Genomic DNA, 25,729 nt, shown 5'->3' on the forward strand with positions numbered 1-25,729 from the left:
AATGGAAAAACAAGAATTTGAAGTGATTATAATCGGTGGTAGCTACAGCGGACTATCGGCAGCTATGTCTTTAGGCAGGGCAATCAGAAAAACACTGATTATTGATAGCGGGGCTCCTTGTAATCAGCAAACACCACAATCTCATAATTTTATCACACAGGACGGTTTTAGCCCTTCACAAATTGCAAAAACAGCTAAAGACCAGGTATTGGCTTATCCAACCGTTAGTTTTCTGAATGACAAAGTTGTACAGGTAACTGGTGAAAACCATAATTTCACAGTTCTGACTGCCACAGGAATACAACTCAGTACAAAAAAAATACTTTTTGCTACCGGATTAAAAGATCTGCTTCCAGATATTCCAGGTATTGCATCCTGCTGGGGAATTTCGGTTATTCATTGTCCGTATTGTCATGGTTATGAATACAAAGGGCAGTCTACCGGGATTTTGTCTAACGACGATACAACACTGAATTTCAGCAAATTGATCTCCAACTGGACTAAAGATCTGACCGTTTTCACGAATGGAGAAATTAAGTTTGATGCAGATCAGCAGCAGCAGATCAGGGCATTAAATGTGACTATTGTAGAAAAACAAATAGCAGGTATCATACATACAGACGGTCATATAGAAAGTATCAGCTTTATAGATGGAACACAGCAAAAAACAGATGCTTTATATACCAGGCCACCATTTACCCAGCACTGCCCTATTCCAGAGAAGATAGGCTGTGAAATAGATCCGAAAGGGTTAATTGTGGTAGATAATTTCAAAAAGACCAGTGTACAGGGAGTCTATGCTGCCGGAGATTGTACAGAAGCTATGAGATCGGTTGCAAGTTCTGTTGCTGCAGGTACTGCAGCCGGTGCTTTGATTAACCATGAATTGATTTCAGAGTAGATTTTAAAGTGCAAACAATTAACACACAATTATTTGCACTTTAAACATATTTTATTCTTAACTTAATATAACCAAATCTATCTTAAAAAGGAGGTTATATGAACATGGTTCAAAAAATAGAGCATTGGGGTGATATTCATCACACCAAATCGCTCGACGTAGTCCGGATTGGACTCGGTTTATTGATTTTAAGTAAAGGTATTGCATTTGTCAGTGATACCGGAGCCCAGCAGGAATGGATCATACAGCACAACACACTTGGATTTTCAGGATTAATGGCCGTTGTGGTACTGCATACCGTGGCTTTTGCGCACCTGGTTGGTGGCTTGCTGATCCTTATCGGACTAGTGACACGCTTTGCTGCAGTTATCCAGATCCCTATTCTTTTAGGCGCTATTTTCTTTGTAAATATCTCTAAAGGTTTCTCTTTTTTGAATTCAGAATTATGGCTTTCAATTATTGTCCTGCTCCTGCTTGTTCTGTTTTGGGTAGTAGGCTCAGGCCCATTTTCTGTAGATAACTATATGAAGACACATCGTCCAAAACCATAAGTATAGCGTACTGTAAACCAGTACGCTATATCTTTATCAATTAAGGCTTACCCCCCATTCACTGATTTGTAAATCAGGGCTTCCATTGTTAGCAGTAATAAAAAGCCTGTAATATTTATAGGCAGTAGTATTACTAAAAGTATAATTCTTAGTCTGTATTCTTCCACTAAATGTTTCTCCTGAGCGGATATCCAGCTGCGTATAAGTATTCCCGTCATTAGATCCTGATAATTTCCAGCTCTTAGGATCACGGTCTGCTGCATCATTTCCTGATGTCAGTGAATATCCTTTTAAGATGACCGCCGAAGGATAAGTTAACTGTGCCCAGAATCCTGTGGAGTAATTCGCTGTAAAAAACTTGGTATTTACATCATTATCTACAAGCTTTAAAGACCCTTCTGCCGCATTAGGACCTCCCACATTATCAGCACTTACCGTTAATCCGGTTTGACCAGTACTGCTTCCGGGATATACGACATTTGGAAAAGTTGATTTGGCCTGCTGTAATTGTACAGTCCAGTCATTTCCCTGCTCATCTTTGTTTCCAAAAGCTGTAAGTGCCAGTTGTTTTAAATCAGCTCCGGCCGCACCGCTCCAAAAATGTACAAACTCTCCGAAATTCAATTTTCTGCTATATTCACTGATATTACCAGCCCCGTTTGAGACTACATGTTTTGGGAAATTTGCAGCTAATAAGGTAAAATACTTATTTAATACGGCTGTTTTTCCATACTGGTTATAAAGCGGATACCACCAGTCTTTAAACCAATGTGTTTGCGCACGTGGATAACTATCCGAACCTGCCGATACCAGGTTATACCAGCGCTGCGCATCTGCAGTTCTTCCCAGCCCAAGATAAACGTCATAAATATATATTTCCATCCATTTACTATCATGCCAGATATCAAATGCCGGGGAGCCATGAACCCCTTTAGATGCACCTTCTACAATGTGACCAACCTCATGTGTAGTCAGGTCCAGATCGTTACCAGTACCAGATTTCCAGGCCTGCGTACTTGCAGAACCACAATCAATTACATTTCTGTAATCATGACTGCCATCCATATAAGTACTTGGATGGCCTCCGCTATATTTCGCGGTATGCAAAATCACATAAAGACGCGACTCATTACCAAAAGCCCCATAGGTCTTTTTAGTATAGTTCCAGACCTGGGCAAGAAAAGTATTAGGCCAGGTTATAGTTCTGTCCACGTCATTATCATAATAAACAGCCACGCTGGTATCACTAAATACGCGGTTAAGCAATTGGTTATGTTCAAACCAGTGCTCCTGCCAGGTATTAGGCGCATCGGCCAATACCTCATTCATCTGCATTAAAGAATTGTTTTTAGAAAGTCCATCTTTATTTGCAGCATCCTGTTTAGTACAGGCAATTCCCGTACTTAATGTGAGCAAACTAAAGATCATTGTTTTAATTTTCATAGGTTTAGATTTATAGGTTTAAGATTGTGTTTATTTCATCATAGCATATTATATTTGATTATAGGTTTTGTGATCTGATATTAAATCATCATTTAAACTACATTAAAACGTTTTAACAAAATAAATCAGTTTAGAAATCATTATTAATACTAAATTCAAATGTCCTGTGATTAATTTATTATCGGTTATTAAATAAATATATCCAATAATTTTAATTTAAAGATAAATTTATAATATTTTTTCATCTCAACACATTTAGTACAAACAACTTAATATAGATATTATTGATAGATGAGGCCAAATAAACGCTAAAACGAAATAAATAATCTATTTTAACCTTATTAAATTAATGGGCAGGGTAATAAACAGAAAGACAAAAACCTCTTATAAATTATAACTGATAAAAATGTCGTACCAGGAATATACAACAGCTGATTTTGTAAACGATGAGGGCTTCACTAATTATGTGAAGGCCTCTGATCCGGAAGCTGTTTTATTCTGGGAAAAATGGATTCAGGATAACCCATCCTGCCAGGAAAAAGCCAATGAGGCTAAAGAAATCATTGGGTTGCTTTCTCTGGGGAAAGATCCTTTGAAGAAAGAGCTTTATGAAAGTTTTAAAAATAGAATAGACCATACAATTTCAAATCAAAGAACTGACTATCCTGCTATTGCAGAAAAAAGATTCTCATTCTTCAAAATAGCAGCAGTGTTTACAGGACTGGCTATTGGTGCCGGGTTATTATTTTATATGAAAAATAAGCCGGCTGAAGTCACTTTACTTACTTTTTCTTCACCCTATGGGCAAACAAAAACGCTGTTATTACCTGATAGTTCAACAGTAATCCTGAATGCGAATAGCTCGGTGAAATATCCCGAAAAATGGGATAAACAGAACAGGGAGGTTTGGTTAACCGGTGAAGCCCACTTTAAAATCAAACATATTGAAACAGAAAATCAATCGCCAGTGGCATTTACGGTACATGCAAATCTTACTGATGTGAATGTTTTGGGGACTGTATTTAATGTAGATAGCCGTACTGATCGCACACTTGTCGCTTTAGTGAGTGGAAAAGTTGCTTTACAATTCCAGCATCAGTCCCTTACCCTATTTCCAGGGGAATATGCTGTTTGTAAAAAAGGAGAAACTGCTTACCGCAAAAAAACTGATCATTTAGAACAGCTTACTTCGTGGGTTGAGGGCAGATATATTTTTAAGGATGCAGCCTTATCCGAAATATGTGATAAGTTATCCGCATACTATGGCAGAGCGTATTTAATCAAAAACAAATCAATCACTGCAAAAGAAATTTCAGGGACACTGGAACTCAAAAATGAAGCTGTTTTAATTCAGACTTTGGCGGCCTTACTGAATACTACAGTAAAAGAGAATGGCAAGAAAGTTTATATCGGGAGTTAATTTATACCTGACAGGAATTATCCTGCTTGTTATCTTTAATACTTTTAGTAATGGTGCCTGCGGACAGCATAAAGTCACATTCCAGGATCAAACACTGACCAGCGAACTGGATTTTCTTTCCAATAAATTTAAAGTCAGCTTTGTCTATGATGCGGCGTTGATAAATAGTGTAAAATTATCAGGTTATACACGTTCGGACAGCCATAACCTGGACTTGATATTAAAAAACCTGTTATCCCAGTTAAATCTATCATTTAAAAAGATTTCTGATAGCCAGTATATTATCAATGCAGCTATTGATCAGCAAGAGGTGAAGCCTGTCACCATGAACCTGAATGAGGTTGCTGTTCTCGGTTCGCATACCAAAATGCCGCGCACAAAGCTTCAAACAGCGTTACCGGTAGACATTTTCAACCAGCATATCCTGCTGCAAACAGGTCAGCCAGATTTAGCGCAAATGCTTCATTATACTTCTGCTTCTTTTAATTCTTCAAAATACGGGATCAATAATGTGGCTTCCTATGCAGAACAATCTACGCTGCGCGGTATGGGCCCCGATCAGCTTCTGATTTTAATCAATGGCAAAAGGAGGCATAACATCTCTGCATTAAATCTGAACAATACCATTGGTAAAGGGACTGCCGGAACTGATCTGAGTGCGATTCCCGCAGCATTGATTGAAAGAATCGAAATACTGCGGGACGGAGCTGCTGCGCAATATGGTTCTGACGCAATTGCTGGTATTATTAATATCGTCTTAAAGAAAGAAACCAGGGGTTTTTATACCACACAAGCAGGCCAGACTTTAAAAGGAGACGGATTTTATACTCAAAATAATTTAAGTTATGGTTTACCACTTAGTTCAGGTAAAGGATTTATAAATTTCACACTTAATTATCAATACCAACAAGCTACCAACCGTGCAAGGGCATATAAAGGACTGGTTTATAATACCGTTAGCGACACCTCAAAATTAAGCAGCATTACCTTCCCTACACCTGCAGATAAGCTGAATGAAAATAAACGCAGGGACGATTTATTAGTGAATGACAAAGGCTTTAAGCGCAACCAGAGTCAATATGGTGATGCAGAATTTAAAAATATAGCCTTGTGGCTCAACATGGAAACTCCTTTAAATAAGGAATGGAAATTTTATTCATTTGGTGGCTTTTCACAGAGAAAAGCTGTAACATTCGGCTTTTACCGTTTTCCGAATATTTATTCTGCATCATCAGTTCTTTTTCCCAATGGTTATCTTCCCGAATTTCCAGCAGTTTTAACAAACAAATCTTTGGCTGCTGGTTTCAAAAAAATGAGTACCAACAACTGGAATATGGATTTCAGCGCAGTTTATGGATATAATAAATTAAATAGTGATGCAGTCAATACAGTCAATGCCTCTATGGGTGAGTTATCTCCTTTAAACTTTAAAACAGGAGGTACAATACTTCAGCAAGGGATTCTGAATGTCGACTTTTCAAAAAAAATAACACAGGGTATAACCTTTGCTGCAGGTGCAGAATCCCGTCTCGAAAATTATCAGATTATAGGCGGGGAGAAAGCTTCTTATCTAAATGCCAATCCTGATGGTACGCCTGCAAACCTATTAAAGCTGCCCGGGACCAATGGAAGACCCGGTTTTAAGCCCGAAGAGCAGTTGAATAAATACCGGGCAAATATTGGGGTTTATGCAGAAGCTAATCTGGAGCTGTCAGCAAAAACATTATTATCTGTTGCTGCAAGATATGAACGCTATAGTGATTTCGGTGGTAATCTTTCTGGCAAAATAGCCATCCGGCATAAGTTAGATGAAAAGTTTTCTATCAGAGGTTCACTCAGCAGGAATTTCAGGGCCCCTTCGCTGCAGCAAGTATATTATCAGCAGCAGCAGTTCCAGTTCTTTCAGAAGAACGGGCAATCTGATGTTTACCTGGTACAGCATTTTCGCAATGACAACCCCATTTTACAGCAGTTAGGAGTCCCCAAACTCAGGCCTGAAACTTCATTTAACCTGAGTACCGGGATAGCCGGAAGCATTAACTCTTCACTTTCTTTCTCTGCCGACTTCTATTATATCCCTATTCATAACCGGATTGTCGTTTCCGGAAGATTAGATAGCTCTATCACCGTATTAAAACCAATCCTTACGCATGCGGCCGTGACTGATATACAGTTTTTCATTAATGCCTTAGATACTTATACCCATGGGATTGAACTCACAGCTAATTATGCAGCAATTTTTGATCAGCAACAATCGCTGACTATTAATGGAACAGCTGCTTTTAATCAGACCAGGGTTAAAATGAGAGTGATCAGCCTGCCGCTTTCAGATGGAAGAAATATTCCTGGTTCAAGCCTGCTGCCCCGTCTTGATATTGGTATCATTGAAAAGGCCCAGCCTGCCAGTAAAATGATATTATCATTTGCATATCAGCTACGCGCTTTTAATTTTCTGCTCAGGAATACCTATTTTGGAAAAGTAGCAACCTGGGAAAACAATCCGGCCTTTGATCAGTCTTTTGGTGGTAAAGTCATTACTGACCTTCAATTCTCCTGCCGGATGAGCAGGAAGTTCACGATAACCGCTGGCTGTAATAACCTATTTAACATTTATCCTGATGAGATCAAAGAGATCAATGCAATGAATACCAATCTGTCCTTTGGAGGCCAGATCCCTTATAGCAGGACAGCTAATCAATTCGGATTCAACGGAATGAATTATTATACCGGTCTGCAATATTATTTTTAAACCATCAACATGGAAAACACTTTAAACACAGCCATTAAAACACAGCCCAAAAGTTTGAGTAGAACGTTATTTACCAATCTTACTTTCTGGGTTTTAATTGCAATTATAGCAGGTGTCCTGCTGGGCACCCTGAATCCGGCATTAGCCGTTAAAATGGAAATTATTGGTAAAACCTTTGTGGATATCATCAAACTTTTTATAGCGCCTATTATTTTCCTGACTATAGTACTAGGGATCAGCGGCATGGGTGACCTGAAAAAGGTAGGACGTATTGGTGTTAAATCACTTTTATATTTCGAAGTAGTCACCACATTTGCTTTAGCTATAGGCATACTTGTAGCCTATGTGATCAGGCCGGGACATATCGACCGTACAGGGCTCAATATCCAGGACCCTTCAAAATATACAAAGGCTGCTGAATCCGGGGCTGGTTTTGACTGGGGCAAATTTTTCATGTCCAATCTGACACTGCAGGTATTGGCTGTAGCTATTATTGTGGGGATTGCACTTAATTTTTATGCTAAAAGACAGGCTGTTATTGGTGTATTAGGTAAGGCTTCAAAAATTGTTTTTGGTAGTCTGAGATATGTGATGTACCTCGCTCCTCTGGGTGCTTTTGGAGGTATGGCTTATACAATTGGCAAATTCGGCTTACAAACTCTGATTCCTTTAGCCAAATTAATGGGTACCATTTATCTGACTATGGCTTTGTTCATCTTTCTTATTCTGGGTTCCATTATGCGCTATTTCAATTTAAGCATTCTTAGCTTTCTTAAATATATTAAAGAGGAATTATTGCTTGTTTTAGGAACATCTTCATCCGAATCGGCACTGCCATCTATCATGAGAAAACTGGAACAGCTGGGATGTAGTAAATCAGTTGTCGGCCTGGTTATCCCTACCGGTTACTCTTTCAATCTGGATGGCACCTCCATTTATTTATCAATGGCCATTATCTTTTTAGCGCAATTGTATAATGTTCATTTATCATTTCCAGAGATGCTGAGTATTATAGGCATTCTGATGCTTACTTCTAAAGGGGCTGCGGGTGTAACTGGCAGCGGGTTCATTGTATTGGCCTCTACCCTTACTGCTATTCATAAAATCCCTGTAGAGGGGCTGGCTTTCCTTCTGGGTGTAGATAAGTTTATGAGTGAAGCCCGTGCTATTACAAATATTATCGGAAACGGGGTAGCCACAATTGTAATTGCTAAAACTGAGAATGAATTTAATCCGGGAGAAGATAATGTACTGGCGCTAAAAAAATAAGGAAAGCTTTCTACAAAATCCCATTCAAAGAAGAAGCCGGATCATTAATCATGACCCGGCTTCTTTTATAAAGTCTGCTTGCGCAAAGACTATATATAATTATTTGTCGCTGTTTTTCTTTTCAGTTACTTCAGTACGGATCTCCTGAGCAAGTGTTTTTAAATCTTGCATTGCTTTACGAACTCTAGTACCGGCAGCACCGTTACCTGAATTATAAAACTTGTCTGCATCTGCCTCAACTCCGGCGATTAACTCTTTTAATTTTGCGAATTTTTCCATGATATTTTGTTAATTAAATTTGATTTCTGGGCTTAAAGTTAATAATTGTTTGTTTTCTTCCAAATCATTAACGAACGATAATTGGGTTTTAATATGTCCATATCTTTATTTAAAACCATTTCCATAAGGTATTGTTGAAGATACTGTAACTCACCAAGCCACAGCGATATGAAAAAGGACAACAAAGAAGAAAAACGTAAAGTAACTGATTCAGAAGACTTTAACGTAAATAATCCACAAAAACAAACCCTTCCACGGTATAATAGTACGACCGAACACAGGGAAGGATCAGAGCTTCCCGCTATTGAAAATTTAAATCAGGCAGAAGGATTAAAAGATCAGCTAAAAGACGCTAAAAACAATCATTCTGACAATACAATGACAAAAAACGATGATTCATTGTATGGTAAAAACAATAAAACAGACCTTGGCGGAGGCCAGAGAGCTGATGATGAAGAGGAAAAAGAGAAGATTATCCGTACCTGATCTCCCTGCAACCGGGAGATCAGAATAAAGTTGTTCTAGTAAGAAGCCGGTGCTGGCTGATTAGATTTCAAATCAATTTTTGTTCTGTTCAGCTTAGGAAATAATGCGATAATCAGCAGGACTGCAATCAGCACGATACTGATCAGCAAATAATAATCCATCATTGCCCTCAACTGCGCCTGACTGTCTACAGTTCTGTTCAGTAAACCTCTTGCAGCTTTAGCTGCCTGATCGGGTACCATACCTTTATTGGTCAATGCACCTGCGTACTGGTTTAAACGTTCTGACACCACTGTGTTTAGTCCGCTCAGTTGTTCCTGAAAACGGTTGATATGATTGCTTTTTTGCTGAAGCTGAAAATAGTTGATTAATGCGATACTGGTACAAAATCCGGTAAACCGAAAAAATACACCGGTAGCAGATGCCGAACTTCCTAAATACTCGGGCACAGAAGAGATCGCATAAACAATAATAGGTGTCATCAGCATGCCTGCTCCCATTCCCTGTATAATTAAAGGGATCACATAAGTTGAAGCATCGGCCTGTGTAGTGAAAAGAAACCACATCCAGACATGGAAAATCAACAGTAATAAAAAACCATACAGCCAAACCAGGCGTATCGGCCTTTTCATAACAATCAGACGGGATGAGATCAGCACGCTGAGTACGATACCAGCAATATTCGCGGCCATAATATACCCTATATGTATGGGGTCCATTCCTAATATATTCGCAAAATAGATAGAAACAATTCCTAAAGCCCCGCGGATCAGATAAAGCACGAAGATCATCAGCATTCCTACGTTAAAATTCCTGTGTTTAAAGACATCCAGATTTAGATATGGACGTTTCAAATGAAGCTGGCGAAAAATATGCAAAGCAATCAGAACTACTGAGCCAGATAAACTCCGGACAATTCTCTGATCATTTAGCCAGTAATATTGTTGTCCGTATACCAGTGTATAACCCATTAAACAGAGTAATGAAGAATATATGATAAAACTATAAAAGTCCAGCTGATAAAGCGGCATTTTCTTATTGAGTCTGACATTATTCATGATCAGCAAAAGCAGGATACCACCTGGGATATAAGCGAAGATGATAAATTTGTATAAAACATTATAATCAAATGCGTCCAATATAGGCGAAGTAATGATCGTGGAGATTGGCGTAATGCAAAGCAGCAAACCATAAAATATAGAATAACCAATTTCTCTGGCTCTTTCGCTTTGCAGACTTCCAAAAATGAGTGTAATACAAATACTGGTAGACATACAATTAGACATCCCCTGCAAAAACCTGAAGAACAATAAGATATACAGGTTTTGCGTATGAAAACAAACATAGGCGGTGGCCATTTGAATAATGATACTCAGTATAAAGTATTCTCTGGTTGCAATGAAGATAAAAAACCTTCTTTCCAGCGCAAAAAATCCCGCTACAGCGGCATAAAAAATTACCATAGAATATTGAACGTCCGCTGGCTCAATCCCATAATATCCGGCAGCTCCGGGTCCGCTGGCCGTTGATAATCCAAACAATAACAGGCCCGGAAAAATGACCAGAAATATAGTTGTCCTGATTAACCAGACAGGCACCCACGATTTAAATACAGGCAAAGCTAAACTCATTAGTCTTTTTTTACTTTGACATTTACATTCATTCCCGCACGCAGCTGATCTACTATTTCTTTACTTTCTGTCAATTTAATCTTAACAGGTATACGCTGAACAATTTTAACAAAGTTACCTGTAGAGTTATCCGGAGGGAGTAAAGAAAATCTTGCGCCTGTGGCCGGAGATAAAGATATAATTGCTCCTTTAAATGTTTTTCCAGGAAAAGCATCGGCTGTGATTTCTGCTGCGCCATTGATTTTCATTTTGGCGATCTGTGTTTCTTTGAAATTAGCAATCACCCATTTACCAGCTTCCTCATCTACGATATAAGCTAAGGTTTGTCCGGTTTGAATCTGCTGCCCCTGCTGTATGGTTCTTCTGCCCATCTTCCCATTATATGGTGCACGGATTACCGTATAACTTACATCGAGTTTACCTCTGTTCAGCAAAGCTTTACGACGTTTAATTTCGGCTTCATAAACTCCTTTTTGCGCCCTGATATCATTTACTTTTGATAATGAGGCCTGATAGTTTTCCTGTGCTGCCTGATATTCTGAACTGGCGACATCCAATGCGGCTTTGCTATTTTCCAATTGCTGCTGTGTAGCGGATTCTACTTTAAATAATTTGGAATATCTGTCATAATCCTGCTGCTGTTTAATCAATTTTGCTTTTGCAGAAGCAATTTGAGACTGACTGGCCTGAGAAACTTTACCAGTAGTCAGCACATTGCTTTCCAGCACATTAATCTGTGCTTGTGCATTAGAAAGTGCTGCTTCAGCTTCTTCCTGCTGCAATTGATACTCACTGTTGTCAATAATCAGCAGGGTATCGCCTTTTTTCACTTCCTGGTTTTCTTCGTATTTGATCTCTCTGATAAAACCGCCTACGCGCGAAGTAACCGGGTTAATGTATTCTTCTATCTGTGCATCGTTTGTATCTTCATAAGTATAAAGCTCAACAAGGAATACAATTCCCCAGACGGCCAACCCTATAGCAATGATTCCAGCTATCCAGGCCGTTATTTTAGTGATCAGCTGATCAGTATTCGTGTAATTATTCTTTGTTTTCATGCTAGAGGTTACCTATTGCCTTTTGTAATTGATAAAATTGTAATTGTGCCGCGATTCTGGCTGCAGCATAGTCGAAACGAGTTTGAAGTAACTGTGTATCTGCATCAAGCAAATCGGTCACCAGTGCCAGCTGATTGAAATAAGTGTTATTTACAATCCTTAAATTCTCTGTAGCCTGGCTAATATTTTCTTTGGCCACATCAATACGGGTCAGTGATTCCTGGTATCTGAGATAGGCTTCATTCACTTCTTGTCTGATTTTATCTTCGGTATCGGAATGCTCTACTTCCTGCTGCTGATATTTTAGCCCGGCTGCCCTTGCTTTATGGGTATTGTGGTAAAGGGCCGAAATCGGGAAACTGGCTTTAACACCCGCCATCCCCAGGCCATATAAGGATATCGAATAGGGATAAATAAATATCTGTGGGTACGAATAAGAATAAGTTGCAAACAGCCCCAGTTTAAATGACACATTCGCTTTTACATTTTTCAGTTCCAGCTTGCGCAATTCAGTCTCTTTCTCTGAGATTTTATAGGCAAATGAATGTGCCATTGCATCAGATAAATAAGTAGCATAAGGCTTTAATACCGGCAAATCTGCTGCTGTATCAGCCACAGGCTCAATAACTGTTTCATCCGGCAGCCCGGTCAGAATATTCAATTTCTGATTGGCAATAGTCAAATCATTGTTCAACTGAACGAGTGCCATTTTCTGTCTGGATAATTTTAAAGTCACCCTGAGCACATCACTCTTAAGCACAACACCATTTTTAAGCAATTGTCTGATTTCTTCCAGTTGTTTTTCCTGATCACTGATATCTTTCAATAACAATGCTTTGAAAATATTACTTCTCTGAAGATCCAGAAAATATGCCGTAGCCCTTAATTTAATCTCAGCAGTTGTCAGATTCCGGTGTTCTATCGCAATCTCATTTTCTTTCTTTTCTTCTGCTATTTTAATATTGGTTTTATTACCGTTATACAAGTTGAAGTACGCATTGCCTCCAAATGAATAAGAAGTATGTACCACTTCAAACTGAGATGGTGTATGAAAAAGTCCGTTGTCATAGATTGGCATATTACTGACTTTTGCATATTCGCCTTCGGCAGAGATTTCGGGAAGACGCTCCGCTTTAGCGTCCTTTATACCTTCAACAGTTCTTTTTACACTAAGATCCTGCATTTGAATGGTTCTGTTATTTGCGGTTACTTTTTCCCAGATCTGGTTGAGGGACATGGAAATTTTGGTGTTCTGCTGTGCATTTACGCTGTTGAACAGGAAAAAAGCGCAGGAAAATAAAACGAGTTTTTTATTATTGTAGTACATGTCTTTAAGAATGATACAAAATTACAGCTATGAAATACCTGTAATTTTACCTATATTACCAAATATTTGTCCATTCCAGCCAATGCAATCATTAGACACAGCAGCCTATCTTAAAAACATTGATTTTAAGCCTAAAAGCATATATATAGTCCATGAAAAATTAGAGCGCAGTCTGCCTAAACACTCCCATACCAAAGGTCAGCTGACTTATGTAGAGGGTGGTATTGCTTATATTCATATTGAAAATAAGACTTATATCATACCAGCGAGACACTATGTATGGATTCCTGGTGGCCTGGGCCATTATCTGAATGTCAGAAATGCAGCTACGGTTACCCATAGCTTATACTTTTATAATGAAGATGATCATTTAGATCCTTTTTATCAAAAACTGGGAATTTATCCGCTAAACAGTCTGTTATTTGAGATGCTTGTTTTTTCAGAAAACTGGACGGGTACGGTGGAGAAAAAAGATTCAGGTTATCGTTTTCTGTCGGCGATCAAGGATATATTGCCGCGCTTAAGCACCAAATCATTCCCGATTGCATTACCAACAACTTCAAATCCGAGGTTAAGGCCTATCGTGCTGTACCTCTCTCAGAATTTTGCCCAGCCACTAACACTGGAAAACCTGGCCAGCCGTTTCGGAATGGGTGAACGTACTTTATCACGCTTATTTCAATCTACCATGAGCATATCCTTTCTGCAATATCTTAAATTACTAAGAACAGTAAGAGCGATAGAATTGATTATGTTTGGCGATAAGACAACTACTGAAATCGCCTACTTAACAGGATATAATAGTCTGGCGGCCTTTAGTAAAGCATTTTTTCAGCTTACTAATATCAGGCCGTCAGATTTTGGCAAGAAGGATTAATCCAGCCTTTTTAAATAAAAATCAGTAGGTATATCTACGATCAGAGGGACCTTTTCTACTGCTACAAAGCTTAAGTCAAGACCAAACCCTCTTTCTTCAGGTACACTGAATGTTTTAAGAATACTATAATAAGCCATAGTAAATCTTTCAATAAAACGAAGACTGTTAGAGTTCGAAAGTACTTTTTCAATCACAACAAATCTGAAATCCCCAGCGATATTATGCTCTTTTAAAGAGGCATATTTACTGGTAATATCAATTTCTCCGTTTTTAACCATCTCTTCCACTACCTTTCTAAACAGCACGTTTACACGTTGTTCGACACGGAATCCCAGACGGAAATCTATTCTGATCAGTTTTTTGTCTACTAACTGCTCTACTTTATATTCCATGGTAAAAGGCTCGTCAGTTACATCTACGTGCAATAACCAATAGACATCAGCTCTTTTTGGATGTTTCTGAATGATCGAATACATGATCGAAGATTCAATTTCAAAATTGAAATTGGCACTGGTCAGATAAACCAGCTGTGAAGCATATTTAGGAATAGTTTCATCTTCACTGATGTTACTGATAATCGGGAAGTATTTCTCTATATCCACAAAACGCATATAGCGGTTTCTGATTCTGCGGCCGTTTGACCATGCCCACATAATAGAGAAAAGCGACATACCCAGGATCAGTGTAAACCAGCCGCCATGTAGTATTTTCACTGCATTACCTGCAAGGAAAGTCAATTCGATCACACCGTAAATAGTTAAAAATATCACAATCAGGTACATTGGAACCTTTTTGCGCATCAGGAAAATTGAGACTAAAATGGTTGTCATCAACATAGCTACGGTAATTGATAAACCGTATGCAGCTTCCATATGTTCTGATTTCTGGAAGATTAATACTACCAGGATACAACCAATAAACAAGACCCAGTTCATAGAAGGCACATATAATTGTCCTTTTGAATTACTTGGGTAATTGATTTTAACTTTAGGCCATAAGTTTAACCTGACTGCTTCTGAAATCAGCGTAAATGATCCTGAAATCAATGCCTGACTTGCTACAGCAGCTGCTACAGTTGCAATCAGGATACCATAGATTAAGAACCAGTCTGGCATAATATGGAAGAATGGGTTAACCTCTCCTAAATGTTTTCCCTGTAACTGCCATAACCATACACCCTGTCCCATATAACTTAAAATCAGACAGATTTTAACATATACCCAACTCACACGGATATTGGAACGTCCGCAGTGGCCAAGATCAGAATATAATGCCTCTGCTCCTGTTGTACATAAGAACACTGCACCAATAATCAGAAATGCTTCTGGATTAGTGGTCAGGATATGATAAGCATAATAAGGATTAACAGCTTTCAGTATTTCTGGAAACTGCATCACATAAACAGCACCTAAAACAGCGATCATAGTAAACCAAAGCCACATAATGGGACCAAATGCTTTACCAATAAATGAAGTTCCGAATTGCTGAATACCGAACAGGAAGGTAATTATTAAAATGACGATCGGCACGGTTGGCAGATCTTTATAAATAATCCCTAATCCTTCAATTGCTGAAGAAACGGTCACCGCCGGGGTCATAATCCCATCTGCTAAAAGAGCTGCACCACCAATCATTGCCGGAATAATGAGCCATTTTGCTTTACGTTTAACCAATGAGTATAAAGAGAAAATACCACCCTCACCTTTATTGTCCGCCTGAAGCGTTATGATTACGTATTTTATAGTAGTTTGAAGTGTTAATGTCCAGAAGATACAAGATACACCACCAAGTATCAGGTCTGCTGTAATGAGTCTATCGCCAATAATTGCTTTAAAAACATAGAGCGGAGAAGTACCGATATCCCCGTAAATAATCCCTAAGCTAATGAGTAAACCTGCCGCGGTTAGCTTATTGACGTCTTTATGATTTGCCATTTTTTTTATTTGAGTGGCGCAAATGTAGGGATTGTTCTACATTGAAGGGTAGTATAATTCTAAAAAAATAATATTTAATCCAATCTGTTTAAACATCTTACAATATTCTTAAAGATAATCTACAGTGCCCCTGAACAAAATTCTTCTATAAATTTAGAGTTCAATATTAAAAATCTCCCTTTCCAATATTAAATCTATGTTAACTTAAAAACATCATTAACAGAATGATAATTACATATTACCAAACTGTTAATTTACCTTTACCCCGTGCCGCTACCAATTTTCATTTTCCACGAATTACTTTTTAGAATCGAACTGTTTGACCCAAATGTTGGTTCTTACATTTCCCACAGTTACAACAAATCGGGCGCGATAATCGTGACCACTACCCGAACGATTAAGGTTCGGCGGGGATTATTAAATAAACAATTTAAAGATCCTACGCTCATACCCGAAGCTGATCTGCAGAAACTGATTGCCTGATATCTAATCTCATACAGAGTTGACGAAGACTTAACATTGCCTGTTTATTTTTACAGAAACCCCATTCCCATGAATTCTGTATTTAATTTCTTCAGTCCAAAAGATAAAAAGTTCCAGCCGCTGTTTGAGCAGGATGCTAAAAATCTGGTTAAAATATCGCAAAGCCTGTTACAGACCGTAACTACTGAAGATGCTGAGAAAAGAATAGCTCATTTCAGGGAAACAGAAAGACTGGAACAAGCCGGAGATGATATTACGCATTCAATCTTCCTGGAACTGAGCAAGAATTTTATTACTCCTTTTGACAGAGAAGATATCCATGCTTTAGTAAGTGCGCTGGATGATGTTGCAGACTATATCTATGCGACTTCCCTGAATATCGAATTGTATAAGATCACTGTTTTCAGTCAGGAAATTGTACATCTTGCTAAGTTAATCACAGAAATGTCCAAAGATCTGGAATTAGCGATAACAGAGCTCCGTAATTTCAAGAATACCAAAATTATTGCTGATGTTTGTTTAAGAATTAATAAAGGAGAGAGCCAGGCAGATTTTCTTTGTAATACTGCCATTGCCCGTTTGTTTATCTCAGAAACAGATGCGATTGAGCTCATCAAGCAAAAAGAGATTCTCCAGACCCTGGAGATGGCCACCGATAAATGCGATGATGCAGCCAATGTGCTTGAGGCTATCCTGATTAAAAACGCATAGATAAGCATGTCATCAGAAAATAAGAAAACACCATTATTCAAATTAAACCAACCAGACGACAACTATAAATTCCAGCCGCTGCCAGAACCCTTTGGAGAATATCCATACCATTTAAAACCAGAAATGTCTTTGCCTGATCCGCATAAAATGGTTTTTCAGGTTGCTGGTGATACCGGAGGTTTAAAATCTCCATCTTTTCAAAAGCTCATTGCAGAAGAAATGGGCAAACAGTATTATCAGGCTAAAAACCCGGCAGACCGGCCAATGTTTCTTTATCATGTAGGTGATATCGTTTATCATTTTGGTGAGGCCGATCAGTATGAACGTCAGTTTTTCATACCTTATAAAGATTATCCTTCCCCTGTTTATGCCATTGCCGGCAACCATGACAGTGATGTCAATTCAAACGCTAAAATCCCTTATTCAAGCCTTGCACCCTTTACAAGTGTATTTTGTGGAAAGGCTCCAAGACCTGTTCCTTTCGGCTCGAAACTAAATCGTATGAGCGGAATGCAGCCTCATGTCTACTGGACCTTACAAACTCCATTGGCTAATATCATAGGCCTGCATAGCAATGTTCCCAAATTCGGAGTGATTACTGAAGAGCAAAAAGCCTGGTTTATTGAAGAACTGAAACAAGCTGCAACCGAACACAGTGATAAAGCAATTATTGTTTGTGTGCATCATGCCCCCTACTCGGCAGATTTCAATCATAGTTCAAGTTTACCAATGATTAATTTCATGGCAGCATGTTTTGAAACAGCCGGAGTAACCCCCGATCTTGTATTAAGCGGACATGTCCATAATTATCAGCGTTTCAATAAAACCTATGCGAATGGAAAAACAGTTCCATTTATCGTTTGTGGTGCAGGTGGTTTTGATGAACTGCATTGGCTGGCAGAAAGTGATGAGGTGATGTATACGGATAAAAGTGAGCTTTTCGACACAGTTACTTTAGAAAATGCCTGTACCATGCAGCATGGCTTTTTAAATCTGGAGATAGAAAAGACCGAAGAAGGACATCAGATTAACGGAAAATACTATGCAATTCCGCATGAGGGATTGAAACCTGGTGAAGACGCAGCACTGTTCGAAGAGTTTACGTATTTTTGTAAGCATGGCGACAAACAGGCTGTTCAATAAATCTTCTCTGCAAAATTCTAAAAAAGAAAGTTTAACTATAAAAGAAAGATTAGCTGCACTGGGAAACCTGCCGGCTTTCTTTAAAATGGTCTGGCAGACGAGCCCCCGCATGACAATTTCTAACTTGTTATTGCGAATAGCACGTTCTGCAACTCCACTGGCCATGCTATATGTTGGTAAACTGATTATTGATCAGGTTATCCTGTTTAGCAAAACACCTCAGAACCATGATCTAACCTATCTCTGGGAACTGATTGCTCTGGAATTTGCACTTGCAGTAAGCTCAGATTTATTAAGCCGGGCGATTTCATTAATTGATAGTCTGCTTGGGGATCTTTTTTCTAAACATACTTCGATACAGATTATGGCTCATGCAGCCACCTTAGACCTGGATCAATTTGAAGATTCTATCTTTTATGATAAACTGGAGCGTGCACGTCAGCAAACTGTAGGAAGGACTATTTTGCTTTCACAAGTGATGAGCCAGCTACAGGATCTGATTACAATGGGTTTTCTGGCAGCAGGACTGATTGTATTTAATCCCTGGCTGATCCTGCTTTTGTTTGTAGCTATCCTCCCCTCTTTTCTGGGAGAATCTTATTTCAATGACCAGAGTTATGCTTTAACAAGAGGGCAAACCCCCGAAAGAAGGGAACTGGATTATCTTCGTTTTTTAGGTGCCAGTGACGAAACTGCTAAAGAAATCAAGATATTTAATCTTTCAGGTTTTGTCATCGATCGCTTTTCAGTTTTATCAGACAGGTTTTATCTTGCGAACAAAAAGCTGGCTATACAACGCTCGGCATGGGGAACTTTTTTTGCTTTATTAGGCACAGCGGGATATTATGGTGCTTATATCGTGATTATCCTGGATGCAGTTTCAGGGAAAGTCACTATTGGTGAACTGACTTTTTTAGCAGGCTCTTTCCGCCAGCTGAGAGCTTTACTGGAAGGCATCCTGACCCGTTTTACTGCCGTATCTCAGGGAGCTATTTACCTGCGTGACTTCTTTGAGTTTTTTGAGATTAATCCAAAGATTACCACAGCTGCAAAACCTATTCCTTTCCCAAGACCTATTCAAACCGGTTTTACTTTCGAAGATGTCGGCTTCCGTTACCTGAATTCTGAGCGCTGGGCCAACAGACATTTGAGTTTTACTTTATTTGCTGGTGAAAAACTGGCTTTAGTTGGTGAAAACGGGGCAGGAAAAACTACCCTGGTTAAACTGCTGGCCCGGTTATATGATCCTACAGAAGGGCGAATTTTACTGGATGGAATAGATTTGAAAGCATATGACCTCGCTGATTTAAGGATGAACCTGGGGATTATCTTTCAGGATTATATCCGGTATCAGATGAGCTTTTCTCAAAATATAGCGGTTGGAAATATCAAAGAGAAAGAAAATGATCCTTTGATAAAATCTGCTGCGCATCAGAGTCTGGCTGATCAGCTTGCCGCCAAATTACCGGGACATTATGACCAGATGCTGGGTAAGCGGTTTTCGGAAGGTGTGGAACTTTCTGGCGGAGAATGGCAAAAAGTAGCTTTGGCAAGAGCCTATATGAAGGATTCGCAATTACTAATTCTGGATGAACCCACCGCAGCACTGGATGCCAGGGCTGAATACGAGGTATTTCAGCGTTTTTCGGAACTTACCCATGGAAAATCGGCAGTCTTGATTTCCCATCGTTTTTCTACGGTAAGAATGGCTGACAGGATCCTTGTACTGGAAAAAGGCGAACTCGTAGAAATAGGAAGCCATCAGCAATTACTGGATAAAAACGGCCGTTATGCCGAATTGTTTAATCTCCAGGCTATGGGTTATCGTTAAGCTGGCTGCCCGTTTCTGTTTACGATCAGTATTTTAAAGGCGTCCAGTGAATCAGATTCCCTGTAAATTCTTCATTGAAATAAAGAAAAAAGTCTTCTACAGTTGCAAAACCATCATTGATGGCCAGACGCACTAATGTTTCTTTGTCAATCAGTTCATAGTTTATAAAAACAGCTGGCCCATCATCATTAATTAAATTAGAATAGTCAATCTGTATCCTTTGCACTGACTGACACCTCAATATAGGTGCAAATTGAAATTCGTCAATGGAATTCAGATTAATAACCAGTTGAATTTCCATTCCTGCTCTCCATTCATTATCCAAATCTCTGCGGATAGTATGGATTTTGGCTTCCAGAAATTCGCCAAAGTTATCACCATCCCAGCATTTGCCAAATTTCTCGAGATGACGACGCTGGAAATCCTGATAACTTCCGTCCAGGTCTCCTGGACCTAGCAGTAGACCTTTCCATATTTTCTCCAGAAAATAATTAGGCTGATGATTGACTTCTGTTCCGAATGATAATTTCATTTATTGTCTTTTTTGTTAAATGGAGCCCCTGATATTAAACCTGCCGTTCTGAGCTGTTATCTGTGCGCTAAATAATAGTTTGCTGGTGATACTCTTAATAGTAAATCCATTTCCTGTACAGTAAGCTTAGGGAAATTAACTGCCGCAGCAATATCTTCTAATTGTGCCTGAGTTCTTATTCCCATAACAGCACTGTTTAAAGCCTGGTTTTGTAAAACGAAACGTATAGCTGTCTGCGCAGAAGAACTGTTTCTGCCGGTTATGGAATGTACAATTTCTGCAGCATGGGCAACTTCTCCGGCCGACCAGTTCAAATAAGAAGCTGCCGGTTTATCAACTAATAGTCCCTGGGCAATACTACCACGTCCTAATACACCAATACCATTTTTTTGGAGCAATTCCAGAGATTCTTCTTCCGGTCTTCTGTCCAGCAGGCTATACTGCATCATTACACTCACAATTCCGGATCGCTGAACATATTCACGGATCACATTTGGCCGGATAGATGAAATACCATAATGTCTGATTTTCCCTTGTTGTTTTAAAATCTCAAAGGCTTCAATAGTTTCATCAATCGGGTCTTCCATAGTTCCGCCATGCAACTGATAAAGATCAATATAATCGGTTTGCAGTCTTTTCAGGCTTCCTTCGACTGCTGACAAAATATATTCCTTTTTTGGATTCCAGTCCCAGCCATTTCCGTCAGCTCTGTGCTGGTTTCCAACTTTAGTCGCAATAATAACCTGATCCCGTTTTAATTTTAACAGGTTACCTATTTTAACTTCATTCTCCCCATGCTCATAAAGATCTGCTGTATCAAAGTAATTAATCCCAAGTTCAACCGCTTTTTCAATGATCAGTTCATTCTCTTTGGTGTTGCCTGATAAAGACATACAGCCGAATCCAATTTTGCTGATTTCAAGATCAGATTTTCCAAGTTTTGAATATTGCATCTTATTTATCTTTATAATGTGTCCCGGCTCAACAAAAGGATCATTTTTTTAGGCGAGCTTGTGAAATGACTAAATTAATTGTTTTTTTCAATCTTGCAACAGATTTCCACTAATGTTTACCAGGGCCTCGTTATCAATTGTTTGTTCCTGTTTTTAAGATTAACAGGCAATGATTTCGATTCATGAATTAAAAAACCTTTCCGCTTAAGCCATCAAAACTGAACAATTTAACCTATTTTGTTGTTTGAAAAATAATAAATAGAGAATAAACCCCAATTAAATTAATGGATACTTTTACTACGATTACCATTTTGGTAACCATCAGCGCGCTCATTTCTTATCTGAATCACCGTTACGTTAAATTACCCGGTACTATAGGTATCATGGTTATTGCAATCAGTCTTTCGGTAGTTATTATGATTACCGGAAAGACCTTTCCTTCAGTTTATAATTTTATTGCTGAGCTTACTTCAAGTATAGATTTTACTAAAACCCTGCTGGATGTCATGCTGGCATTTTTACTTTTTGCCAGTGCATTACATTTTGATTATGAAAAACTTAAAGCACAAAAAAGGCCTGTACTGATTTTGAGTACAGTAGGTGTTATAGGCTGTACGACCATATTTGGTTTTCTTTTTTACTGGGCCGCATCTTTTCTTCATATAGAAATCCCATTGATGTATTGTTTTCTTTTTGGTGCACTGATCTCTCCTACTGATCCTGTGGCTGTATTATCAATTTTAAAGAAATCAAAAATACCACCTTCACTGGAAACTATCATTGGTGGTGAATCGCTTTTTAATGACGGTGTGGGTATCCTTTTATTTGTAACCTTAAGGGAGCTAACAGAAAATACAGGTATGGCATTTTCCTGGTCACATTCTTCACTTTTGTTTGCACAGGAAGTATTCGGAGGTATTTTACTCGGTGTAGCATCAGGTTATTTCTGCACCCGTCTGGTTAAGAAAGTGGATGAGCTGCAAACGATATTGATGATCACCTTAGCTATGGTCATGGGAATTTCTGTTGTTGGCGGGTTACTTCATGTCTCTATTCCATTAGCTGCTGTGACCGCAGGGTTAATGCTGAGTAACATGAAGATTGGTGAAAATTCAAATACAGCACATTTGAAGGATATACTCGATAAGGTTTGGGGATTGATCGACGATCTGCTGAATACAATTCTTTTTGTGATGATTGGGTTGCAGATTGTAATTATACCTTTCTTTAAAAACTACTGGCTGATCAGCTTACTTTCGGTTATTTTTGTACTGATTGCAAGAGGGTTGAGTATTGCTGCGCCGACTATCCTGATGAAAAGATCGCTGAAAACAGATTATAACAGATTAGGAATTCTGATCTGGGCCGGATTAAGAGGTGGTATTTCCGTTGCACTTGCTTTATCTTTACCTGATTCACCTTATAAACCACTGATTGTTTCTGCAAGTTATATCATCGTTATATTTTCAATTGTCGTACAGGGATTGACCTTAAATAAGGTAGTTAACAAATTGGTAAAATAAATTCATAATGAATATATGCATACAAATATTTTCGATCAGATCACGAAGCAATTTCAGCTGCCTTTTACTAATCCGGTACTGATATTTTCATTATTACTATTTATCATCCTGATTGCCCCTATTTTACTGGGGAAGATAAAAATACCCGGCATTGTAGGGTTTATCATTGCAGGGATACTTATCGGCCCGAATGGCTTTAATATCCTTAAAAAAAATTCGGCAATAGAGCTTTTTGCCACTATAGGTTTACTCTATATCATGTTTATTGCTGGTATTGAGCTTGATCTGGCAGAGTTTAAAAAGAAGAAACATAAGAGTTTTATCTTTGGCTTTCTAACCTTTGCAGTACCCATTCTCATTGGTTTCCCGGTCTGTTATTATCTGCTGCATTATTCTCTGCTAACGTCAATTCTGACAGCAAGCATGTTCGCTACACATACTTTAGTAGCCTACCCTATTGTCAATAAATTTGGAATCGCTAAAAATGAAGCAGTAGCAGTAACTGTTGGGGGTACAATCCTGACTGACACTGCAGTATTGATTATTCTGGCAGTCATTATGGGCTCTGTAGAAGGCGAGCTGAACAGTTCTTTCTGGATACAGCTGGCCATCTCGCTCACAATCTTTACAGCAACGGTATTTATTGTGATCCCAAAAATCGCCAAATGGTTTTTCACTAAACTGGAAAGTGAGAAAACTTCTCATTATATTTTCGTTTTATCGGTTGTGTTTTTCTCTGCTTTCTTAGCACAGCTGGCCGGTATCGAGCCTATTATCGGGGCCTTTGTGGCAGGACTGGCCTTAAACAGGTTAATTCCGCATTCTTCTATTCTGATGAACAGGATCGAGTTTGTGGGAAATGCTTTGTTTATTCCCTTTTTTCTGATCAGTGTAGGGATGCTGGTCGATCTGCGCGTATTGTTCAGAGGGCCTGAAGCATTGGTAGTTGCCGGAGCATTAACTTTAGTGGCAATTGCTGGTAAATACTTTTCTGCGACACTCACACAGTGGATTTTTAAATACACTAAAAATCAGCGTTTACTTATTTTCGGATTGAGCAGTGCACATGCCGCAGCCACACTGGCTATTATATTAGTAGGTTACAAGGCCAAAATAATCGATGATAACATTCTTAACGGAACAATTATACTGATCCTGATTACCTGTGTATTTGCTTCTTTTGCGACCGAAAAAGCCAGCAGGGATATTGTTTCTGAGGAAGAGATTTCCGGTCCCGAACCTGTACAGGACCAGGAAAACATTTTAATTCCTATTGCGGATTTCAATAATATGGAGACCATGCTTGATCTTGCCGTATTGTTCAAGGATAAAGCTTCAGAAAGACCAATTAACCTGCTTTCTGTAGTGCCCGATAGTGATAATGCACAGGCAAATCTGCTGATCGCCCGTAAAAAATTAAATGATTCTGTTAAATATGCTTCTGGTAATGATACACTGGTCAAAGTGATTGCTACATTAGATCACAACGTATCGAGTGGCGTTCTGCGTATTGCAAAAGAAAAGTCATCGAATATTATTATTACCGGCTGGCCAAGGAAGTCGACAGTGATTGATAAATTTTTAGGGGACAAATCTGCTGCACTGATTGAGAAATCACCAGCTAACTTATTTATTCTGTATCTCAATAAACCAATCACAGTGCATACAGGGATACAACTAATTTGTCCACCGGCGTATCTGATGGAGAAAAACATGAAGGTATGGCTGGCTAAAGTTTGCAAACTCAGCACTGAACTCAGCTTATCTGTGAATTGCTATTGTGATGACGCGACGAAGATTCATATTGAACATGCTTTAAAAGCAATTAAAGCTAATATTACCTTTAAATTTGATGCAACTGAAATCTGGAAAGACTGGAGAATATTAAAGCAAAAGATGATGCCTGATGACTTTATGATTGTAGTTTTAGATCGGAAACAAGAAACTACTTATCTGCTTTCTCTTACTTTTACGCAGCGTAAACTGGAACATCTTTTTGAATCACAAACTAAGCTGCTGATCTATCCGCAGATTTAGAATTATACTGCGGATTTGAACTCTTGCCGATTTCAAGTCCGCAGTTTTTTACCAGCCTTTTCGCTTACGCAATGATAAAATCTGTTCGGCATGGTGTTTTCCATGCCAGCTGTAGATGTTAGTCATTTGCCATAAAGGGACATAAGTTTTAGAAACAGGATGATAGTATTCCCTGTTCCAGTCCTGATCTGTCATTTGCATTAACATAGAAGTCCAGCGGCGGTGTAAGGCATGAATAAGTGTAATCGAAACATTTAAAGGTACATCAGTCACATCAGGTAATTCTGCCCATAACTGCTCTTCATAAGGTGTAATAGCTGGCCGGTCTTCTGTCAAGGCTAGTTTCAGTCTGATATAGGCATTCATATGGCTATCAGCGATATGGTGGATCACCTGTATCGTATTCCAGCCACCTTCCCGATAAGGTACATTTAACTGTGCTTCATCCAGGTTTTCAATGCAATAGTCCAGCAGCAGTGGAACAGATCTGATCGCACCTATCCACGAGGCCAGTGACTGCGGTGTATAAGTAGCTGCCGGCACAAAACGTCCGATCGGATAAGCATGCTTTTCCTGAGAATTTTCCATAGT

Annotated in this window: 21 protein-coding genes; 12 read left to right on the top strand and 9 right to left on the bottom strand. The window is 38.9% G+C overall.

What is annotated here, in order from left to right:
- The first annotated feature begins 1 nt into the window (after position 1).
- Together HDE68_RS23390 and HDE68_RS23395 are read left to right on the top strand one after the other, a co-directional pair.
- Entirely contained in the window at positions 2–901 is a 900-nt protein-coding gene (locus HDE68_RS23390; protein ID WP_183884652.1) for an NAD(P)/FAD-dependent oxidoreductase, read from the top strand.
- A gap of 98 nt (positions 902–999) precedes the next feature.
- Positions 1,000–1,452, top strand: coding sequence for a DoxX family protein (locus tag HDE68_RS23395; RefSeq protein ID WP_183884653.1), 453 nt, complete (start codon positions 1,000–1,002; stop codon positions 1,450–1,452).
- 36 nt (positions 1,453–1,488) lie between these two features.
- On the opposite strand, the gene HDE68_RS26420 is transcribed toward HDE68_RS23395, so the two are convergent.
- Positions 1,489–2,895 carry a discoidin domain-containing protein gene (locus HDE68_RS26420; RefSeq protein WP_221300922.1) on the bottom strand — a complete coding sequence of 469 codons (1,407 nt, stop codon included), beginning with the start codon at positions 2,893–2,895 and terminating at the stop codon, positions 1,489–1,491.
- A 406-nt stretch (positions 2,896–3,301) separates the two neighbouring features.
- On the opposite strand from HDE68_RS26420, the gene HDE68_RS23405 reads away from it, so the two are divergent.
- The 3 genes from HDE68_RS23405 to HDE68_RS23415 are packed head-to-tail and all read left to right on the top strand — an operon-like array spanning position 3,302 to position 8,333.
- Entirely contained in the window at positions 3,302–4,315 is a 1,014-nt protein-coding gene (locus HDE68_RS23405) for a FecR family protein (protein ID WP_183884654.1), read from the top strand.
- Positions 4,287–7,064: a TonB-dependent receptor plug domain-containing protein gene (locus HDE68_RS23410; protein ID WP_183884655.1), complete on the top strand. Its 2,778-nt coding sequence runs from the start codon at positions 4,287–4,289 to the stop codon at positions 7,062–7,064. The genes HDE68_RS23405 and HDE68_RS23410 overlap by 29 nt, the downstream gene beginning before the upstream one ends.
- 9 nt (positions 7,065–7,073) lie before the next feature.
- On the top strand, positions 7,074–8,333 hold the full coding sequence (locus tag HDE68_RS23415; protein ID WP_183884656.1) for a cation:dicarboxylate symporter family transporter: 1,260 nt from the start codon (positions 7,074–7,076) through the stop codon (positions 8,331–8,333).
- 99 nt (positions 8,334–8,432) lie between these two features.
- Here HDE68_RS23415 and HDE68_RS23420 read toward each other — a convergent pair whose 3' ends face one another.
- Positions 8,433–8,612 (bottom strand): histone H1, encoded by a 180-nt coding sequence (locus HDE68_RS23420; protein ID WP_183884657.1) that lies wholly within the window; start codon positions 8,610–8,612, stop codon positions 8,433–8,435.
- Positions 8,613–8,780: 168 nt separating this feature from the next.
- Between HDE68_RS23420 and HDE68_RS23425 the strand changes: the two genes are divergently transcribed.
- On the top strand, positions 8,781–9,098 hold the full coding sequence (locus HDE68_RS23425) for a hypothetical protein (protein ID WP_183884658.1): 318 nt from the start codon (positions 8,781–8,783) through the stop codon (positions 9,096–9,098).
- A gap of 35 nt (positions 9,099–9,133) precedes the next feature.
- Here HDE68_RS23425 and HDE68_RS23430 read toward each other — a convergent pair whose 3' ends face one another.
- The 3 genes from HDE68_RS23430 to HDE68_RS23440 are packed head-to-tail and all read right to left on the bottom strand — an operon-like array spanning position 9,134 to position 13,114.
- Positions 9,134–10,729, bottom strand: coding sequence for an MFS transporter (locus HDE68_RS23430; RefSeq protein ID WP_183884659.1), 1,596 nt, complete (start codon positions 10,727–10,729; stop codon positions 9,134–9,136).
- On the bottom strand, positions 10,729–11,787 hold the full coding sequence (locus HDE68_RS23435; protein WP_183884660.1) for an HlyD family secretion protein: 1,059 nt from the start codon (positions 11,785–11,787) through the stop codon (positions 10,729–10,731). The genes HDE68_RS23430 and HDE68_RS23435 overlap by 1 nt, the downstream gene beginning before the upstream one ends.
- Before the next feature lies 1 nt (position 11,788).
- Positions 11,789–13,114 carry a TolC family protein gene (locus HDE68_RS23440; RefSeq protein ID WP_183884661.1) on the bottom strand — a complete coding sequence of 442 codons (1,326 nt, stop codon included), beginning with the start codon at positions 13,112–13,114 and terminating at the stop codon, positions 11,789–11,791.
- 82 nt (positions 13,115–13,196) lie between these two features.
- Here HDE68_RS23440 and HDE68_RS23445 point away from each other — a divergent pair, with 82 nt between their 5' ends.
- Positions 13,197–13,991, top strand: a complete 795-nt coding sequence (locus HDE68_RS23445; RefSeq protein WP_183884662.1) for a helix-turn-helix domain-containing protein — start codon at positions 13,197–13,199, stop codon at positions 13,989–13,991.
- On the opposite strand, the gene HDE68_RS23450 is transcribed toward HDE68_RS23445, so the two are convergent.
- Positions 13,988–15,925: a KUP/HAK/KT family potassium transporter gene (locus HDE68_RS23450; RefSeq protein ID WP_183884663.1), complete on the bottom strand. Its 1,938-nt coding sequence runs from the start codon at positions 15,923–15,925 to the stop codon at positions 13,988–13,990. The two genes, HDE68_RS23445 and HDE68_RS23450, sit on opposite strands and share 4 nt — an antisense overlap.
- Before the next feature lie 552 nt (positions 15,926–16,477).
- On the opposite strand from HDE68_RS23450, the gene HDE68_RS23455 reads away from it, so the two are divergent.
- Genes HDE68_RS23455 through HDE68_RS23465 form a run of 3 tightly spaced genes read left to right on the top strand, consistent with a single transcriptional unit; the run spans position 16,478 to position 20,093 of the window.
- Positions 16,478–17,119 (top strand): DUF47 domain-containing protein, encoded by a 642-nt coding sequence (locus HDE68_RS23455; protein ID WP_183884664.1) that lies wholly within the window; start codon positions 16,478–16,480, stop codon positions 17,117–17,119.
- A 6-nt stretch (positions 17,120–17,125) separates the two neighbouring features.
- A complete protein-coding gene (locus HDE68_RS23460) occupies positions 17,126–18,262 on the top strand; it encodes a metallophosphoesterase family protein (protein WP_183884665.1) in 1,137 nt (378 codons plus the stop codon).
- Entirely contained in the window at positions 18,237–20,093 is a 1,857-nt protein-coding gene (locus tag HDE68_RS23465) for an ABC transporter ATP-binding protein (RefSeq protein WP_183884666.1), read from the top strand. Before HDE68_RS23460 ends, HDE68_RS23465 begins: the two co-directional genes overlap by 26 nt.
- A gap of 25 nt (positions 20,094–20,118) precedes the next feature.
- On the opposite strand, the gene HDE68_RS23470 is transcribed toward HDE68_RS23465, so the two are convergent.
- Positions 20,119–20,625: a hypothetical protein gene (locus HDE68_RS23470; RefSeq protein WP_183884667.1), complete on the bottom strand. Its 507-nt coding sequence runs from the start codon at positions 20,623–20,625 to the stop codon at positions 20,119–20,121.
- A gap of 56 nt (positions 20,626–20,681) precedes the next feature.
- Positions 20,682–21,578, bottom strand: coding sequence for an aldo/keto reductase (locus HDE68_RS23475; RefSeq protein WP_183884668.1), 897 nt, complete (start codon positions 21,576–21,578; stop codon positions 20,682–20,684).
- Positions 21,579–21,862: 284 nt separating this feature from the next.
- Between HDE68_RS23475 and HDE68_RS23480 the strand changes: the two genes are divergently transcribed.
- Positions 21,863–23,101 carry a cation:proton antiporter gene (locus HDE68_RS23480; protein ID WP_183884669.1) on the top strand — a complete coding sequence of 413 codons (1,239 nt, stop codon included), beginning with the start codon at positions 21,863–21,865 and terminating at the stop codon, positions 23,099–23,101.
- A gap of 15 nt (positions 23,102–23,116) precedes the next feature.
- On the top strand, positions 23,117–25,138 hold the full coding sequence (locus HDE68_RS23485; protein ID WP_183884670.1) for a cation:proton antiporter: 2,022 nt from the start codon (positions 23,117–23,119) through the stop codon (positions 25,136–25,138).
- A gap of 48 nt (positions 25,139–25,186) precedes the next feature.
- Here the strand turns inward: HDE68_RS23485 and HDE68_RS23490 are convergent, their stop codons facing one another.
- Positions 25,187–25,726, bottom strand: a complete 540-nt coding sequence (locus HDE68_RS23490; protein WP_183884671.1) for a YfiT family bacillithiol transferase — start codon at positions 25,724–25,726, stop codon at positions 25,187–25,189.
- Positions 25,727–25,729: the final 3 nt, after the last annotated feature.

This window comes from Pedobacter cryoconitis (genome assembly GCF_014200605.1).
GTDB classification, from domain to species: Bacteria; Bacteroidota; Bacteroidia; order Sphingobacteriales; family Sphingobacteriaceae; genus Pedobacter; species Pedobacter cryoconitis_B.

What these genes read in the sequence shown, in the direction of transcription:
- HDE68_RS23390 (WP_183884652.1), top strand. Translation starts at nt 2, where the DNA reads ATGGAAAAACAAGAATTTGAAGTGATTATAATCGGTGGTAGCTACAGC.
- HDE68_RS23395 (WP_183884653.1), top strand. Translation starts at nt 1,000, where the DNA reads ATGAACATGGTTCAAAAAATAGAGCATTGGGGTGATATTCATCACACC.
- HDE68_RS26420 (WP_221300922.1), bottom strand. Translation starts at nt 2,895, where the DNA reads ATGAAAATTAAAACAATGATCTTTAGTTTGCTCACATTAAGTACGGGA.
- HDE68_RS23405 (WP_183884654.1), top strand. Translation starts at nt 3,302, where the DNA reads ATGTCGTACCAGGAATATACAACAGCTGATTTTGTAAACGATGAGGGC.
- HDE68_RS23410 (WP_183884655.1), top strand. Translation starts at nt 4,287, where the DNA reads ATGGCAAGAAAGTTTATATCGGGAGTTAATTTATACCTGACAGGAATT.
- HDE68_RS23415 (WP_183884656.1), top strand. Translation starts at nt 7,074, where the DNA reads ATGGAAAACACTTTAAACACAGCCATTAAAACACAGCCCAAAAGTTTG.
- HDE68_RS23420 (WP_183884657.1), bottom strand. Translation starts at nt 8,612, where the DNA reads ATGGAAAAATTCGCAAAATTAAAAGAGTTAATCGCCGGAGTTGAGGCA.
- HDE68_RS23425 (WP_183884658.1), top strand. Translation starts at nt 8,781, where the DNA reads ATGAAAAAGGACAACAAAGAAGAAAAACGTAAAGTAACTGATTCAGAA.
- HDE68_RS23430 (WP_183884659.1), bottom strand. Translation starts at nt 10,729, where the DNA reads ATGAGTTTAGCTTTGCCTGTATTTAAATCGTGGGTGCCTGTCTGGTTA.
- HDE68_RS23435 (WP_183884660.1), bottom strand. Translation starts at nt 11,787, where the DNA reads ATGAAAACAAAGAATAATTACACGAATACTGATCAGCTGATCACTAAA.
- HDE68_RS23440 (WP_183884661.1), bottom strand. Translation starts at nt 13,114, where the DNA reads ATGTACTACAATAATAAAAAACTCGTTTTATTTTCCTGCGCTTTTTTC.
- HDE68_RS23445 (WP_183884662.1), top strand. Translation starts at nt 13,197, where the DNA reads ATGCAATCATTAGACACAGCAGCCTATCTTAAAAACATTGATTTTAAG.
- HDE68_RS23450 (WP_183884663.1), bottom strand. Translation starts at nt 15,925, where the DNA reads ATGGCAAATCATAAAGACGTCAATAAGCTAACCGCGGCAGGTTTACTC.
- HDE68_RS23455 (WP_183884664.1), top strand. Translation starts at nt 16,478, where the DNA reads ATGAATTCTGTATTTAATTTCTTCAGTCCAAAAGATAAAAAGTTCCAG.
- HDE68_RS23460 (WP_183884665.1), top strand. Translation starts at nt 17,126, where the DNA reads ATGTCATCAGAAAATAAGAAAACACCATTATTCAAATTAAACCAACCA.
- HDE68_RS23465 (WP_183884666.1), top strand. Translation starts at nt 18,237, where the DNA reads ATGGCGACAAACAGGCTGTTCAATAAATCTTCTCTGCAAAATTCTAAA.
- HDE68_RS23470 (WP_183884667.1), bottom strand. Translation starts at nt 20,625, where the DNA reads ATGAAATTATCATTCGGAACAGAAGTCAATCATCAGCCTAATTATTTT.
- HDE68_RS23475 (WP_183884668.1), bottom strand. Translation starts at nt 21,578, where the DNA reads ATGCAATATTCAAAACTTGGAAAATCTGATCTTGAAATCAGCAAAATT.
- HDE68_RS23480 (WP_183884669.1), top strand. Translation starts at nt 21,863, where the DNA reads ATGGATACTTTTACTACGATTACCATTTTGGTAACCATCAGCGCGCTC.
- HDE68_RS23485 (WP_183884670.1), top strand. Translation starts at nt 23,117, where the DNA reads ATGCATACAAATATTTTCGATCAGATCACGAAGCAATTTCAGCTGCCT.
- HDE68_RS23490 (WP_183884671.1), bottom strand. Translation starts at nt 25,726, where the DNA reads ATGGAAAATTCTCAGGAAAAGCATGCTTATCCGATCGGACGTTTTGTG.